Here is a 16628-nt window from a genome sequence, read left to right as displayed (position 1 = left end):
ACCATCAAGGCTGGTATTTACTTCCAACGTGGTCATGGCAGATAATTTTTCCCAAGGGCTACCGGTGTACCTTAAGTAAGTCGAAATGTTTCCCACTTTATTAGCCAAGGCATTGAATTTTAATAAGTAAGTTTTGTCCTTTTTCAATCCTCCCAAGACTATTTTAACTGCACTGGATCCAGAACCGCTAACTTTAAGTGCTCCACCATTTGTCTTACTATTTGACTCCCACTGTTGTTTGCAATTGCTACAGTAAACCCCACTCACATTTTGATCGAAAGAAGAATTGGCATAAAGACTAGAGCCAATTTTCTTTGTAATGGTATAAGTGGAAATTTCTACAGTATTACTTACAGAGTTTTTGTCTTTACCGAACTTGGCAGTCCATTGTTCCAGGTTGTCTATGGCAGCTACTTTTTCCCCATTTCTTACATATTGACTCTGTATGCTAAACTCATCACCAAGAGGTCTGAAAAAATAATTTTTATCGAATTCAGCCATTATTTTGACATCGTCTTTATGAGAGGTGACCAAGTAAGATTTTTGGTTAGCGTTTTTTACAAAGAATTGGTTGTCAGAAATTTTTACAGTTCTTGTGTCTTCTCCTATGACGTTGTTCCCCAGTGTAATGGAAGAATTGGAGTTGTAAAAAGTATTGTTTGTAACAATAATATTATTCACATTCGACATTTTCAAACCTGAGTTTTCAGTGTTGCCGATGGTGTTTCCAGTTATTTCTATGTTGTTTGAGTGATCGTCAAGGAAGATCCCCTCTGCCAATGGCCTGTAGTTAACCCCTTTGTCAGGAATACCACCTTTACTTCCAATACTGTTAACCACGATGTTACCTTCAATTTTTCTTCCTTTATAACCTTGGTATTTAACACCCCCGAAGGTATAAATTCCACCACCATCGCCTTTGATTTGGCAGAAGGTGTCTATGTAATTGTTTTTAACGATAGAATAGTTACCATTAAACTGTATACCGTTGAATCCTGAATTGATGATGGCGTTGTTTTGAACCAATACGTTCTCTCCATAAGCAAAAACACCGATTCCTGCAGCATCTTGGTTTTGGGTTCTTCCGGCGATCAAAGCCGTTTTTCTTATTTCATTGTTTCTGATGATAGCGTTGTCATTGCCATACCTTAAATACATGCCATTGTTATAGGTGTTATTGAAACTGTTTCTTTCGATTAACAAATCCACTACACTTAAAGCTAATATACCGTTCTCTCCAGAGAAGTTGATTTCAGAATCAAGAATCTTAATGTTTCTTCCTCCTTCTAGTTTGATAGCATCTGAGTTGACACCCCTAAACTGTAAGTTTTCAATGGTAATGTTAGTGTCTCTATAATCTTTGATCAACAAGTTATCTAGTGTACTAACCTCTATTTTCATAGAGGAAGGGTTTTTGTTACCGAAGTAGATGTTAATTTTTTTAGTAGTAGGGTTGAAATACCATTCTCCAAAGGTATCAAGCGTTTTGATGTGGTTTTGAATGAAAAAGCCAAAGTCTTTTTCTACAGGATAGGAACTTATGTTTCCGTTGAATTTGACTTGACCTCCGCTATGGGAAGAGATTTGATGGGTATCAATTATCCATTGGTTCTTTTTGATGACTACCTCTCCACCATTCCAGTTAGGTGATCCGCCTAATTCGCTACTTGAAAGGAGGTAGTTGCCACTTGTGTTTTCAATTTTTAAATACCCTTCATTAGCAATATCACTGTTTGGGTATCTTCCCATTTCATGAATTTCTCCATTGATCAAAACCACCTGAACTGTATTGGTCTTGATGGAGGAGGTGCTTTCATAAATTCCATTGCCTATAGATCTCCAGCCACTCACAGTTTTCAAAGAAGTAATTATAGGCTTGGCTCCTGAACCGTAAGCCCCTACTTTGATAGGAGAGCTAGCAGAACCTGAAGCGCTTATATGTAGTGTACCATAAAAAGTTTCTCCTCTATTGAATAAAATGGCATCTCCTGGCTTAAGGTAATTGAATAGGGAATTGATTTTATCAATAGATTTCCATGGAGTACTAGGGTTTTGAGCTTCCGCTAAAGACCTTGAATCATTTCCAGATTTCTGGGATACATAATAATTAGTAGCATGTCCTTGGGTAATGGACAATGTCAAAAGAATTAGAATGGAAAAGGAGAAAAATAACGCTTTCATGGTATTGTATTTTAAAGTTTGTAATCTTTTCTTTTTTTAGGACCCATCTTATATTTCAGGTGGTTGTTAATTTTGTCCTACTATTTTTGATTTATGAAGTCTGAAAACGGTATTTGAATTAAAAGAATCTTGTTTTTTGATTTTCATATATATCAAAATGAAATTCTAAATATGAATCTCATTTCAATAATTAACAGTATAAAATTCTTAAAAACAAACTTTTGAATTGCGTGAGTTCTTGGAGGGGAAATCAGAATATTGAATAATTCCAATAGGTAAATTGAATTTTGCTTTTGAGATTCTGAATTTTGTTGCTGGTCTAAAAAAAAATCGATAAAATTTTTTTTAATTATTTTTTATTTTTTCAAATAATTATACATAAATGGTTGGTTTAGAAGGAAGTTTTCAATTCCTACTGAGGCTTGGGGGAGGAGGTGTAGGTTGGTAAAAGGTTGAAAAAGAGAAGTTAATGACGGGGATTTCTTGTAAAAAGCCCTTTTTTTAGCGAGTTTATTTTTTTATTAAGGGTTTTTTTGATGTGCGTTTTAGGCAAGAAAGGCATTAAACTATAGGGCTATTAATGGAGTTGGCTTAAGCCAATACAAAAAGGAAAGTCCAACTTATGCTAAGTGAAGGTTTAATAGCAATTTGTCCTATGGCTTGTAATAAAGGATAGGAATACACAGAAGTGGGATTAGCTTTTACTTTATTAGTGAAATCTCAGGTGAAGCAAAGCTATTGTACAAAACATAATAAACTATTCTCCTTATAGAGGACATCAAAATGTAGGTAAAGTGGAGATTGATTTCTTCCTATATTACTAAGTAGTGTGGTTTCATGCTAATTGAAAGCCAATAAATAGTAGCGCCAGTAGGGGCTGAAAAAGACCAGGCTTTGGATTTTAGAAAAATTACTTTGATGAGGTCTTTTTTAATAGTATTGAAGGAAAAATCAATTCTAAAAGGATCCTGTTGGATACAGAGGGGATGTTTTAGCTTATTACAGCTAGAGATGGGTAATGGCAATTATTTTCCTTTCTGAAATCGTTGTATACTCAGTCAATAACTTGGGGATTAAAATCTACCCTAGCGGAGCTATATCATAATCTCCAAGCTTACTGTTTGTATTGTAATGGCCGTATTTACTTTTGTGGGTGGGAAGTCCTTTAAAACGATTATTACCTCCATATATATGGTATAAGTTAAACCCGGATTATGTAATAGGATTTCTCCGTCCTGACAATAGTCTGGGGTGAAGCCTGTCCCGTGTTTACGGGAAGTGTTGCAATCGCTAGAAAATCGGTTGGATATTTTAGCATAGCACCGCTATGGTGAAATTGAAAACAGCAACGAAGTGGCTGATTTTGAAGCGGTATCAGCACGTAATAGAATGTCTATTGCATATTTCGGGTTAAAGGACTGTTTGCTAATTGAGAATCTTTGAAGAAATAGCTTTTAGAGATTTATTGCTTTTCAAAACTCAATGGTAAAAGTGGTTCCTTTGTCAACCTCACTTCTAGCAGTAATAATGCCTCCCATGGCTTCGATGTGTTTCTTTGTGAGAAACAAGCCTATGCCTTTGGATTCTGCATGCTTGTGGAAAGTTTTGTGAAGGCCAAATAACTCTTTGCTATGACTCTTTAAGTCAATGCCTAGGCCATTGTCGGAAATAGTAAATACAATGCGGTTGTACTTAAGGTCTGTTTCTAATTTAATAACCGGAGGTCTGTCCGGAGAACGATACTTGATGGCATTGCCCATTAAGTTTAGAAAAATACTTTCTAAAAACACCCTGTTGTAGGTGATTTTGGGAGCTTTCGAAAAATCAGCCGTCACTTGACCGTTTGACTCCATAATATGGCCTACTAACATCTCCTTGGTCTTTTCAAATATTTCATCGAAATACAAAATTTCCAGTTTCTTAGTCCCTTCGTCCTGAATTTTTAATAGCTCTACTAGCGTGTTGAGGGTCTGAGTCAGGTGATTACTAACTACCTCGAAATTATCAATGATTTCTTCTTTCATCTCCTGATCTTCACTAGAATGATAGAATTGTAGAAGAGCGTTTAGATTGCTTACAGGTGCTCTTAAGTTATGTGAGGTGATATGAGCAAAATTAGCAAGTTGTATGTTCTGAGAAGTAAGTTTTTCGGTCAGTACCTCGAGGTTTTCCTTGGCTACTTTTAGTTTTTGTTGATATTCTACACGTTCGGTGATGTCGGTAGCAATTCCCAGATAACCAAATAAATTCCCCAAGTGATCCTTGATTGTTGTCAATACCAAGAGTACGATAAGTTTTGTTCCATCTTTTCGGACATAGGTCCACTCACGGGTGTCTCTCTCTTTGAGGACAGTGCTTTGTACAAATACATCAGAACCTTTAACCTCAAAACCCATTTGAGCTGATAACTCCTCTCCACGTTTTATTATTTCTTCTTTAACGTGAAAAATTGCGGGTGTATGTTTTTCCACCAGTTCCGATCTGGAATACTGAAGCATTTGCTCTGCCCCTTTATTGAAATGAGTAATCAGGCCTTCCTTGTCAGTTCCGATGATGGCTACCGAGGCGGAGTTTAGGATTGCCCTCAATTCATTGTTTACCCGGTTTATTTTTAATTCTGTTTTTTTTATAGGAGTGATGTCGTGGAAGACGCCATAATGGCGCTTGCATTTACCATCGACAAACTCCGACTGACCTATGACACGCACCCAAGTCTCATTTCCTTTAGCGGTTATTAGTTCTATTTCAGCATCATAGGATGTGTTATTAGAAATAGAGTCTGTAACTAGTTTGGTTATAGTGTCCCTATTATACCCTTCTTTATAAAAATTAATAGCAGTAGTTAAATCAGGCTCAAAATCCTCTGAGACTTCATGTATTTCTCGAGTAATTTTGCTCCAGAATAACTTTCCTTCATTTAATTGTAATTCCCATGTTCCTATTCGTGCTACTGAATTGGTTCTTTCCAATATCTCTTCTATTCGCGTTTTCTCTTGGTCTTTTTCTTTTAAATCTGTTATGTCGGCGGTGTACATTAAAAGCCCACCAATTACCCCTTCTGATTTATACCAAGGACGTATGTCCCATTTTAGCCACTGCCGAGTACCATCAGCTCGGTCGAAAGGAGCCTCAGCGCATTGGTTAATTTCTCCCCTTAGACAGCGTTGGTGTTTCTGCTTCCACTCATCTCCAATTTCAGGAAATATTTCATAGTGGGAATGACCTATGATTTCTCTCCCTTTTAAATTATAATCTTCAATCCATTTTTGGGAAGCAGCCATATAACGCATATCCATGTCAAACATGGCTATGGCATTAGGTGCTTGCTGGATAAATATACTGTTACGTTTATAGCTTTCTTCCAGTTCTGTTTCCATTCTTACCCGGTCTGTAATGTCCCTCACTGCGGCCATTACCAGAATTCCATCATCTGTTTGGGTAGGACTTAGACTTACTTCAACACGAAACTTTTCACCATTCTTTCGTTTACCATATAATTTTATTCCATCCCCCATTTTTCTGAAAGAGGCCGAATCAAAGTATTTTTTAATATGGGTTTTGTGTTTTGATTTATGTCCCCCTGGAATTAACAATTCAATCTCCTTACCGATCATCTCGGGTTTTGTGTAGCCAAATATATTTTCTGCTTGATGATTGACGATTTGGATTGTTCCTTTGCTATCGACTATCACAATAGCATCTGGGGCGGATTCCAACAAGTTTTTTAATAACTTCTCAGACTTTATATAAGAAGCTTCTAGATTTTTTCTGGTTGTTATATTTGTAATGTGGGCTGTAAAACCAATTACTTTTCCGTTTTCTATATCTGGTGTATAGGTAGCATGCGAATGCCGTAACTCTCCTTTAGGTGTACTTATCTCAAGATCAAAACTTTGTAGGTTGCCTTTAAGCACTTCTTTAATATAGTGGGAATGTTCCTTGTATTTCTCTCCTAACAATTCCTTCTTGGACATTTTATTAATCATCTCCTCCTGAGATTTCCCGTACCAATCTAAATAGGTGGAGTTGGCAAATCGACAAATCTCATTTTTATCCCAATAGGCCGCTAACGCTGGAATATCGTTAGCGGCTTTTAAGCCTATTAATTTGCTGGATTTTTCCATAGTTTAAAGGTGATCAATTACTTATACAATTTATAAAAAAAAACGAAGCGACATTGTAAATCGTGCAGCGTAGGTCGATTAAATCCAAGCAGTGTACTCTAGTGAAACAGATTAAACACTAAAATGTTATCTTAAATGTCTGGTTTTCAATTTTTAATAAGCCAATTGCATCCTAGGGGATTATAATTTATTGGGTGCAAAATAATAAATATTGAATTCAGATTAATTGTAAATAATATCGCTTAGTAGCTAAAAGAGTTGGTTTAACTCAGTATGCTTTCCGTAGACTTGGTTCAGGTAGATTTTGAATTAATATATTGTTTGGAGACCAATTATTTCTTTTGGTTGATTAGCTTAAGGTGCGTTTTTCTTGCCTCTTTAATTATTATTTTAATGATTTCTTTAATGTCATTTAAGGAAGTTCTAAAATTGACAATGCAAGCTCTTAAGCAGTAGTTTTTATTGACAATTGCATTTGACAAAAAAACTTCTCCACCAGCCTGTAAGCTATTCAATAATTCTTCATTAAGTGTATTTAAGTAAAGGTTATTTTCATTCGTGTTTAATGGAATATATCGAAATGCAGTAATGCTTAAGTTTTGGCAAACAGCCTCAAGTTCAGGGTGTTTGTCAACCTGCTCGAATAAAGCTGCTGAAAACTCTATGTCTTCACCGATGAGTTTTTCATAACCACTTCGACTGGCTTGTTGAACCCGGATTATGTAATAGGATTTCTCCGTCCTGACTGTCAGGGGTGAAGCCTGTCCCGTGTTTACGGGAAGTGTTGCAATCGCAAGAAAATCAGGTCGTTTGAGGATTTTAGCATAGCACCGCTATGGTGGAATTGAAAACAGCAACGATTGGGTATTTTGAAGCGATTTCAGCACGTAAAAGATTGTCTATTGCATATTTCGGGTTGAAAGGCTAACCAAACTTTTAAAGCCCTAAATCCACCGGAGTTTTGAAGTACCTATTCACAGAAATTTTGCATTTTTTCTTCTTCATCCTTGCCGAAAACGTAGTATCCAGGATGAGAACTATAGGTGTCAATTAAATGCTGAGGATTCTTCACCAATGTACAACCCGCTTCCAATGGACTATACAACCATTTGTGAGGGTCCAATACAGTAGAGTCTGCCTCTCCTCCCTTCGGATAAATGATTGATTTTCCGTACCACTGCAACGGTGCTACATAAGCACCATCCAAATCATGTTTTTTAAAAATAATGGAGTTCTCAGCCAAATTATCCACCACACCAGTACATATATCACTGGCTATGCCTAATGCCATAATTGGTTGACAGCTTTCTTTAATATCCTCAGTGATTGTGGCTATTAAAAGTTTACTGTCCATTTCTTTAACCTTACCAATTTTTTGGATTTAACTAGTTAATTAACTAGCGAATAAGGTGAAAGAAAAATAAAGCTTTCCTTTTGTTTATACGATTTTTGACCAAAAGCGCCAAGAAGTAAAATAGACTTTTCAGGGTTTAATTCATTTGCTCGGCTATCAATTTCGACATCATCATCTGACCGAGTTTTTCAGGATGAATGCCATCTTTGGCTAAAGAGGCCCACTGAGGAGCCAAAGGGGTATGAATGTCAATGTATTTACTACCATTCAATTCAGCCACCCTTTTAAGTTCAGGAACCAACCATTTTACTCTTTCGGAAGATCCATGGTATTTTTCTTTCATAATGGCATCTTCTCCACAGGGTGGTGGGGAAATCACATAAATTTCTGGTTTGTATTTGACATATACAGGATGAGTTTTTACCTTCTGTAATAATGTGGCCATTTTTGCTGGGATCTCTTCTTTTCTCGGTGCAAATACTGCTTTACAATCATTGGTCCCAAGCATAATCACAACCTTGTCCAAACCATGTAGGTTTTGATCTGCCTCATTCATGTACCGATCCACATTAAGTAATGTATTGAGCTTTTTCTGGTCATTATTATTAAATCCAATGGTGTTTCCGGAGATGCTGGTGTTGTAAATAAAATCTTCAAAGTAGGTTTTCTTCAATTGATCCACCCAGCCATTTTCTTTGGCGCCATTTGAGTCTCCAATTACCAATACCTTGTCTGTATCCACCTGATCTAAAGCCACACTTGTAAGGCATTCATGAGTGCCTTCAAAAATGGTAAGTTTAATTAAATCCTTGTAAGATTTTTGATAATGGATTAACCTGTCAGCAATGCTGTCTTTATCAGTGGCTACAAAATTCCTAGAAGCAAGCATTTCTATAATGTCTTCCTGAGGAATGATTGCCTTCTTCTCCAATGCATCATAATCCGCAACTACCTTATTGTAGAAATTCAGAGATTGCGTAATTGGTACTGATCCGGTATATCCATCATGAATCCCAGCATAAATATAGAGTTTGCTGTTTTTGCGTTTTTCTATAGGTGTTTTCATGTAAATAGGAGAACGTTTTTCAGCCTCTTCCTCACCTAAATAATAGTTTTCTCTATCAAAGTCTTCCTCCTTTACCGTTGAGGCGGCAATGTCAATTGAATACTTGTTTCCTCTACCTTCTGACTCGTAAAACCACTTTTTCAAATCCGACAAGGGTACCCAAGCCGAAAAGGTCTTTACAGGATAATTGGTGTTCATATAGGTAAGCAAGGTGGCATATCCGCCTCCGCTTGTGCCGATTACATGAATATTGTTAGGGTCTGCATTGCCATTTTCTATCGCATAGGCTATGGCATCTTCGATGTCCTGAATTACATATTCACTACCACAAGCTTTAAAATTTTTGTTTGGCCCTCTAAAATCAGGATGAATGTAGTTGTAATCCTTTATTATGCTCTCATTAACCAGTACGTCTTCCTGTTCGTAATTCGCGCTCCATGTATGTAGGCTGACAATCAAAGGTCTATTTTTTTGCTTTGCAGCGTAAAAAATTGCGGCTTGATTTTCTCCATCTAAAGTAGAAGGAATCATTATTCTCGTACATTCCTCCGGCCAGTTTTCAATCTGGGTATTGTCCCATGCGGGATCGTTTTGAGCAAATGCGTTTGTAACAAACAAGAAAAGGATTGATAGAATGCTTAATTTCATTGGGGGTTAATTTTTTACTTATTCAATGATAACTATTATGCCCTGAAATTCTAGTCTGCTGCCAACAAGACGTTGTGTGCATTAAGTGGGGTATTCAGGCCATTGACGAACTATTATTTAATTTAAGGCTTTTGCCTCAATAAATAGCCCAATGGTTTTAGATTTTATTAAAAGTAGCGGATTTTCAATTTAACATCTCCTTTTTATCCCGGATTATAGCTCTTGTTAGGTGACATTTGATGGTTAATTGAGGTCCTGATTTACTGAACAAAAGGGCAGGGAAGGCTTGGATATACTGTGAGGTACATTGGTTTTGTGTTTATAAACAAGTGCTTTAAGTGTTTAAATAATGCCGGTATCGGCATTCAGTTTTTAATCAAGGAGTTGAATTTGGATGGTTAAATTCAAAAACTTCGTTGCCTAAAGAGTATAACTTGCCACGAATTTCAAGGGTCAGGTACTGGTTGGTTTCGGAATAAGAGGTCCTGGGTTTAAATACTATCTTATCGTTTCCGGCAAATTCAATGGTGACATTGGTCCAATGAATGCTCTCCAGAATAGCATCGCTGGTGACAATTTTAAGATTAGCATCTTTTAAATAGTTACCGTGTATTTCAACACTGCCTCCATAATCGATTAATTGAGTATCTTTTTTTTCGAATTCAGCTAAATGAAAGGGAATGTTTACATTCATTGAAATCGTTTTATCCAAAACCTGAAGGGTAATATCAAAGTAGTCAGGGCCATTTCCGCTTGTGTTGAAATCGTAAAATTCTGGGACAATAAATTTGAATGAACTTTCCTCAATATTGATAACTTTGGCTACTTGGTTCTGAAATGTCACCGCGTACTTTTCAGTGAGTTTACTTAGCCTATTTCCTTTTACAGTGATGGTGTCACCATAAAAAACAGGTGTTTTATATTCAAACTTTTCAAAAGTAAAACCCGGCGCCCCCTGACTTACAAATCCAATGGGTTTTGAATATACCCTTTCAGTGCTGGTTTGAATGAATGCAACCACAGCATAGTTTACTCCTTTGATTAAAGATTGTTCGACTTTCAAGGAAAATTGACTTTCAGGTTTGCCTACCTGCGAAATAACCTCAGAATTTTCCATAATAGGATAGTCATTTAAGCTATAAAGGAAGCCGTATTCAATAATCTCCTCGCTACCAAAATCATAGATATTGCAGACAAATTCTACCCCCGTTTCATCAATACTTTGAATAGAAGTCGCACTAAATCTGGGGTTTGTCCTTGGTGACAATTCCTCCTGTTCACAGGCACTTAAAAGGGAGATTACCAACAACAGTCCAATAAAAATTAAATGTCTTTTCATAACCTAAAACCTATCATGTAAGATGCGACAAGGGAATTGTAAAAAGATTGACGACTACTTAAATCAATCGTATATTCCTTTGAGATATGCTCCAATTGAAATTCAGATACAATGCCGAAACGTCGGTTGTACAAAAAGTTAATACCTAGTTTTATTGCAGGAGACAATTTGGAGGATGAGTAAGTTAAAACGGATTCTTCATAGAGCCTTACTGTAACCGGCTCATAGGTGATTTTATGGTCCACTATACTAAACTTGCTCTCCAATGTATTGGTCCTAATAACAGCTCCTGCACCAAGATAGAACTCGTTGTTTTTGGACCTGTAAGCTAGATAATTGATGAATATGGGTACAATAAAACTTGATCTGGAGTATTCTTCAGTAGCGGAATATCTCTGGTTTGGTTTGAACAATTCCATATTAATTACACCATCCCTTTTTGTATAACCTATGCCTGTGTCAAAAGCAAAACGAGGCAACCTTCTCCAATGATCCAGCTTTACTCCAAGGTTAATATATGGGGTGTATTGGGAGTCAAATACATGAGGGATTTCATCAAAGGAGTCTTCTGTAAGGTTGGATTGTGTAAAGGAAATACCAGCACCTGCGATAATGGAGGCTCTCACAAAAGGTAAGTTTTTTACATTCAGTTCGTAGGGTTCATGTTCACAATCATAGTAAAGTTTAAATGTAGATATCAATTCATGTTCAGATAGATTTGTTGAAGCAATCTTCTCCTGAAGTCTATTACCACATGGCCCAAAAAGCATGTAACTTAAATATCCCATGTACTCTCTGTCTTTGGCCCGTATCAAATTTCCTTGTAGATCTTTTTTTTCAGAAACCATATGTAACTCCAAAAAATAGTCTTCATTTTCTATATAATATTGATTTTTATAGCTCAAAAGGTTAACCTTTCCTTTTATAATAATTTGAAAAAATACCATTCCATCTTCTTCCTTATCTGGTATATATCTACTCATGAACTTTCTACCATTTGATAAGCCAAACCCTTGAATGTCATCGGCATAATACTTTGTTTTTACTCCTTCATTCGAAACGAAAGGGATATATGTGATCGTGTTAAAATCAAATGATTTTTTGATCGTACCATATATTTTATGCCCTTCTTGATTGATGATGTAGTCCTGGCTTACATCCTGACTAAAAACCAGGTGGGTGGTAGCGAAAAAACAGCAAATTGCTGCAGCCAGTAGTCTTGTTATTCTCATAATTCAAAAAAAAATTAAACTTTTAAAAAAGGAAAATGGAATTTTAATGTGTAATAAATGATTAAGTTATTTCCGTAAAAATTGCATGGCACTTTGTTGAAAAACAGCACAAAATTGTGTGAACGTAAAAGTACTTAGATTACAAACATAAAGAAAAGGATGAAAATTAATCTAATGTTCGTAAATATTTACTGTAAAAAAATGTAGCCTAACTTTTTGTGTGTTAAATCTAATAGTAGAAAAGCTTCCTTGTTTGGAGCTTACCAAAGCGGCGCTACTTAAATACAAGTTTCCCAAAAACAGATGGTTTATGGAAGCTTTTCCCCGTGGGGGACCAAGCATAAGAGGCAAATTCTTTGCCCTGGTTTTTATCCAATCGAAAAAAGTTAAGCCTAATTTCAGTCTCAGGACCTACTCTCTCAGTAGTTGCATTGGCTAAATCTTCAAAGGGAATAGCCATTTCTACGGTCCAGCCGTTGTCTTTGTCTTCACGCTTGTTAAGCGTACCTTGTACAGTTACACCTGTTCGAATACCTGGCAAGTTGAATTTAGCTGTTGCTGGCACATCAATATTTTCAGGATCGACAATATAACTGTCGAATAGGATATTGGCAGGAGAGACTTCTATTTCCACATAGGTTTCAGGCTCATCATCTACGTCAATGAAAACCTCAACGACTTCTTCTTTCCATAAGTATTCGTCTCGCTGGGTGAATTCTGTCCAAATATCGGGATCCTTGCATTCAAACAAGAAGTACAAGTTTTTGTCATCGTAGGATGCCTTGACATGTGTCTGTAGCGCTGATTCCTGGACTTCCTTTCCAGTACGATTATTTTTCAGGCGTATTGGTTTGGCCTGCTGCCAAATGGGATCGTTCGCTTTACCATCAATCTCAGGAGCGGTGGAGGCAAAAGAAGCTTCAATTGTATAATCAGATGTAGATTTTTCAGCACAGTGTGTGAATAGGGCAAATGTGGCAGGTATTAGTAAATATTTTAGTGGCATTTGTTGATAAATGATGTATGACAATTTTTACTATTTTTTTATAAGTAACCCTGAGGGAGGAACAACGCTAATATCCAAGTAATTAGAAACGTTCTATCAAGGACCGCCTGAAAATTTGGTGATCTAAAACATGAGCCATAAGTTTATTCTTAAATCTACTCACTGGATTGGAGATTTGCCTTATTTAATGAATGGTATTTTTAGGGAACCTTCATTTTTCTCAATTCTTTGTAAGGTTCTCAAGCTTATTCCTGAGAGTTCGGATAGCTTTTCTTGGGTTAGGTTTTGTTTCAATTTTTAAGATGAATGCCTGTTGTCTAAGGGTTACATAAGTACCCCATTTTTTGATTGAATGGCTGGAGGAAGCTCAGTCTCTCCCAGCATTTCTCTTAAATCTATTTCTATCGTTCTGCATAGGGACAACATTGGGATATCATTGGACATGCCTTGAAAAGGGTTTTCTGAATAATCCCCGGTGATCTCCATCATTACGTATACCCAACCAATCAAAGCACTGATCGGAATGGAAAGCCAAACACCCCAATTGCTTAAATTAAGTAGCTCCCGGTATCATACTAAAAGGGAGTAGCATAATAAAAATCCCAACAAAATACCTACTTATATTGGCGTATTGTCTTGGTAAAGGAAATTTTTTGATGCGCTCATTTTTGCCCTGTAAGGTGTAAAAACTTCTCAGGACACCTTCCAATTGCATGTGCTGAAAATCATTAATAATTCCTTTCTCCCTTAGGGAAGTTAATTCTCGGGATTGTTCATTGATTATTTGGGTGGCTGTATTTGCTTTGTTTATTAATCGTTCGTATTCCTCGGAGGATAAAAATTGTTTCAGTTCTGTACGGGTTATTTCATCGTCTACCAAACCTATTCCAAATTGTTTCCTCAAATAAACGGCTTGTCTTCCTACAGAGCCTGTTTGGCTGATATGCTCCCATTCAGTAGGGATCAGCAATTGACTTCTATGGGCATAAAGCCATGCAATGTGGCGGTAAAAGAGTCTCTTTTTGATTGTCTTAATGTCTTCCTCAATTGGTTGTTTTGAAATGAAATTGGTAATAAGTCCATCTACCATCATTCCCCATGATCTACTTTCATTGACAATCCCTCCCCAGATTTTACGGGCTTCCCACATCCGGTCATAGGCTTGGTTGTTTTTAAACCCTACATAAAACGCAACTGCAGTGCCTATAACAGAAACCGGAAGCCAAGGAATATAAATTTTAATGAGATCAAAATGATATAGAGATGCCACCAAGCCCATCAACATTGATAACCACAATATATGATGCCAAGATAATTTTAACATTCTACTAAAACTTATGCTCTTTGTTACCAACATATTGGGTTTCTATTAAAAGGAAGAGGTAATTGTTTTTGCTAAATTATTCACCATTATGTTTCAATTCCAAAAATAAATTGAACAATTATTAATTCAGTAACTACCATATCTGTTGTTTAAATACTTTACTATATACAGTGAAAGCAAATATTTAAATTCAAATTATAATTTCGCGAAGTTGGAAGATGCACTGCTATTTAAAATTAATTTCCTTAAAATAGGTAATTAATGACGGTGAATCATTCAATATACAGAGACTTGTTGAAGTGTGCAAATTGGTTTTTCAGATAGGGTTTACTGACATTCGTTTATTGAGTATGTTAAAAAAGTGAAGCTGGTTAAATGGCATCCTTAACTTAGGCCTCTCTTGAGGCAATGTCTCCCAATTGAAGAGGAGATTGACAAAAACACCGAGGGGAAAAATGAAATTTTTCTGATCTTGAAAATGAAAAAGGCCCAATCAAACCAATTATTGATGAAAAGCGAGTAAGATAAAAGTCCAAAAAAGGTAAGGGCCTAACAACAGCCTTTACCTTTTTTGGTAGAAGAGATTAAATCTCAATCTTAGTTCCCATAATTTTCAGGAATTCCCTGATAAAACTTGGGTGACCTGGCCAGGCTGGTGAGGTCACAAGGTTGCCATCAACAAAAGCTTGGTCTGCCGGGATATCCTGGAATTCTCCACCTGCTAAGGTTACTTCTGGACCGACAGCTGGATAAGCGGTTAGTTTTCTTCCTTTGACAACACTAGCGGTAGTTAATATCTGAATGCCATGGCAGATGGCAGCAACAGGCTTGTCAGCATCGAAAAAGTGTTTTACCATTTCGATTAATTTTCCATTTAACCTCAAATATTCCGGTGCTCTACCGCCTGCAATCACCAAACCATCATAGTCGCTAACTTTTACCTCATCAAAACTATAATTTAATACAAAGTTGTGACCTGGTTTCTCCGTATAAGTCTGATCACCTTCAAAATCATGGATGGCAGTTTTAACAATGTCTCCCTTTTTTTTGTCAGGGCACACGGTATGCACCGTATAACCTACCATTTCAAGCATTTGAAAAGGAACCATTGTTTCATAGTCCTCTGTAAAGTCTCCAGTTAAGAATAATACCTTTTTCATTTCTTATAATTTAAAAATTTTAATTGGTTTTTAAGGTTGCGAACAACCTTGTTATTCGTGGTTTATTGGGCATTTGAGTTCTATTAATCATTATTTTACAAGTGGAGCTTATTGTTCATCGGCCCAGTCTTTCATTTTTTGTGGAACATCGCTTCCATCTTCCGAATAGAATTTCTCATCATTGTTTTTCCTTATGCCCACATACAAAACATTTTTATTAAGGTCCGCCATTAATACGGCACCAGGGTCACCTCCACTATGTGCTTGCATGCCCCAAGCAAAAAATATTCCATTGGTTATGGTAATAGGGGATTCTACTTCCCAAATGCCTTTAATAAAAGCATATTGAGGACCAAGCATTACCTCAAGTCGTTTTTTTATTGCTGGTTTGTCCAAAAGGCTTATTTCATAGGGATACTTTTTATCGAATGCTTTTAGAAAGGAAAGCTCGTTTGAAACGGTATTACTAGAGGATGGAATTTCCATCACCTCATTCTGGTTTATGGCTGGTTTTATCTCTGCTAAATCTATTTCCTTATTTTCAGAATTACGCGTTGGATCACAAGACGTTATGCTGCATATGGCTATGAACAAAGTAATTATATTGTTAAAACGTGCCTTTTTCATAAAGTCGTACTGAGTTTCATTATCCGTCAAAAAGATTTATTGTGTAAGAATTTTTCAACGCCAACACCGATATAAATACTTATTTTATTTTCTGTCGTCCTCCCAAATCAGTGTTTTCTCTATTTCTGCTTTAAAGTCAGGGCAATTGCCCTCACCTGTACCTGTAAACCCACCATCGGGAGCGCAGATTACATTGCAATTTTCATCAAACAGGTAATTGTACTGATCACAACAGTCTGAAGTAATATAGTAATAAGTTTTATTGCCATCTTTCCATTCCCAAACACTTGCGGGAGGATTGTAAACATCCTCTTTTTGTATTTTTTTAATTTTTTGTTTGATGCAATTTGGGACATCCTTTTCCAATTCAAGGTCCGTACAGGACATAATTGCCAAGGAGGAAAGGAAAAGTCCCGCAACTATTTTAATTGAATTTTTCATAGGGGCCTATTTAGATTACTGCTTTCTTTGAATTGTTATCAAAATAATGGGTTGTTTCGTGACAATTCTCTAATTGAATGCGAATCTCGTCTAGTATTAATTTATTACCGGTATTATTTTTTTTAT

Annotated in this window: 13 protein-coding genes; all 13 read right to left on the bottom strand. The window is 36.5% G+C overall.

Annotated features, from left to right (window positions below; all coding sequences use genetic code 11):
• On the bottom strand, positions 1 to 2181 hold a 2181-nt coding region (locus AC13EX_RS06610), incomplete at its 3' end, for a right-handed parallel beta-helix repeat-containing protein (RefSeq protein ID WP_482892049.1).
• A gap of 1472 nt (positions 2182 to 3653) precedes the next feature.
• Positions 3654 to 6305, bottom strand: a complete 2652-nt coding sequence (locus AC13EX_RS06605; protein ID WP_482892048.1) for a PAS domain S-box protein — start codon at positions 6303 to 6305, stop codon at positions 3654 to 3656.
• Between the two features lie 970 nt (positions 6306 to 7275).
• Positions 7276 to 7659, bottom strand: a complete 384-nt coding sequence (locus AC13EX_RS06600) for a hypothetical protein (RefSeq protein WP_482892047.1) — start codon at positions 7657 to 7659, stop codon at positions 7276 to 7278.
• Positions 7660 to 7795: 136 nt separating this feature from the next.
• On the bottom strand, positions 7796 to 9373 hold the full coding sequence (locus tag AC13EX_RS06595; RefSeq protein WP_482892046.1) for an SGNH/GDSL hydrolase family protein: 1578 nt from the start codon (positions 9371 to 9373) through the stop codon (positions 7796 to 7798).
• Positions 9374 to 9749: 376 nt separating this feature from the next.
• Positions 9750 to 10712 (bottom strand): IPT/TIG domain-containing protein, encoded by a 963-nt coding sequence (locus AC13EX_RS06590; protein ID WP_482892045.1) that lies wholly within the window; start codon positions 10710 to 10712, stop codon positions 9750 to 9752.
• Positions 10709 to 11944, bottom strand: a complete 1236-nt coding sequence (locus AC13EX_RS06585; RefSeq protein WP_482892044.1) for a hypothetical protein — start codon at positions 11942 to 11944, stop codon at positions 10709 to 10711. Before AC13EX_RS06585 ends, AC13EX_RS06590 begins: the two co-directional genes overlap by 4 nt.
• Positions 11945 to 12218: 274 nt before the next feature.
• On the bottom strand, positions 12219 to 12950 hold the full coding sequence (locus AC13EX_RS06580) for a carbohydrate-binding family 9-like protein (RefSeq protein WP_482892043.1): 732 nt from the start codon (positions 12948 to 12950) through the stop codon (positions 12219 to 12221).
• A gap of 180 nt (positions 12951 to 13130) precedes the next feature.
• Positions 13131 to 13244, bottom strand: coding sequence for a helix-turn-helix domain-containing protein (locus AC13EX_RS06575; RefSeq protein ID WP_482892042.1), 114 nt, complete (start codon positions 13242 to 13244; stop codon positions 13131 to 13133).
• A 30-nt stretch (positions 13245 to 13274) separates the two neighbouring features.
• Entirely contained in the window at positions 13275 to 13439 is a 165-nt protein-coding gene (locus AC13EX_RS06570) for a hypothetical protein (protein WP_482892041.1), read from the bottom strand.
• 64 nt (positions 13440 to 13503) lie between these two features.
• A complete protein-coding gene (locus AC13EX_RS06565) occupies positions 13504 to 14274 on the bottom strand; it encodes a bestrophin family protein (RefSeq protein ID WP_482892040.1) in 771 nt (256 codons plus the stop codon).
• A 584-nt stretch (positions 14275 to 14858) separates the two neighbouring features.
• Positions 14859 to 15434 carry a DJ-1/PfpI family protein gene (locus tag AC13EX_RS06560; RefSeq protein WP_482892039.1) on the bottom strand — a complete coding sequence of 192 codons (576 nt, stop codon included), beginning with the start codon at positions 15432 to 15434 and terminating at the stop codon, positions 14859 to 14861.
• 108 nt (positions 15435 to 15542) lie between these two features.
• Entirely contained in the window at positions 15543 to 16061 is a 519-nt protein-coding gene (locus AC13EX_RS06555; protein WP_482892038.1) for a hypothetical protein, read from the bottom strand.
• An 84-nt stretch (positions 16062 to 16145) separates the two neighbouring features.
• Positions 16146 to 16502: a DUF6970 domain-containing protein gene (locus tag AC13EX_RS06550; protein ID WP_482892037.1), complete on the bottom strand. Its 357-nt coding sequence runs from the start codon at positions 16500 to 16502 to the stop codon at positions 16146 to 16148.
• Positions 16503 to 16628 lie beyond the last annotated feature (126 nt).

Source organism: Cyclobacterium sp. L-R (genome assembly GCF_056859355.1).
Note: the sequence above shows the minus strand (reverse complement) of the source record. Positions and strands in the feature narration are given on the sequence as shown.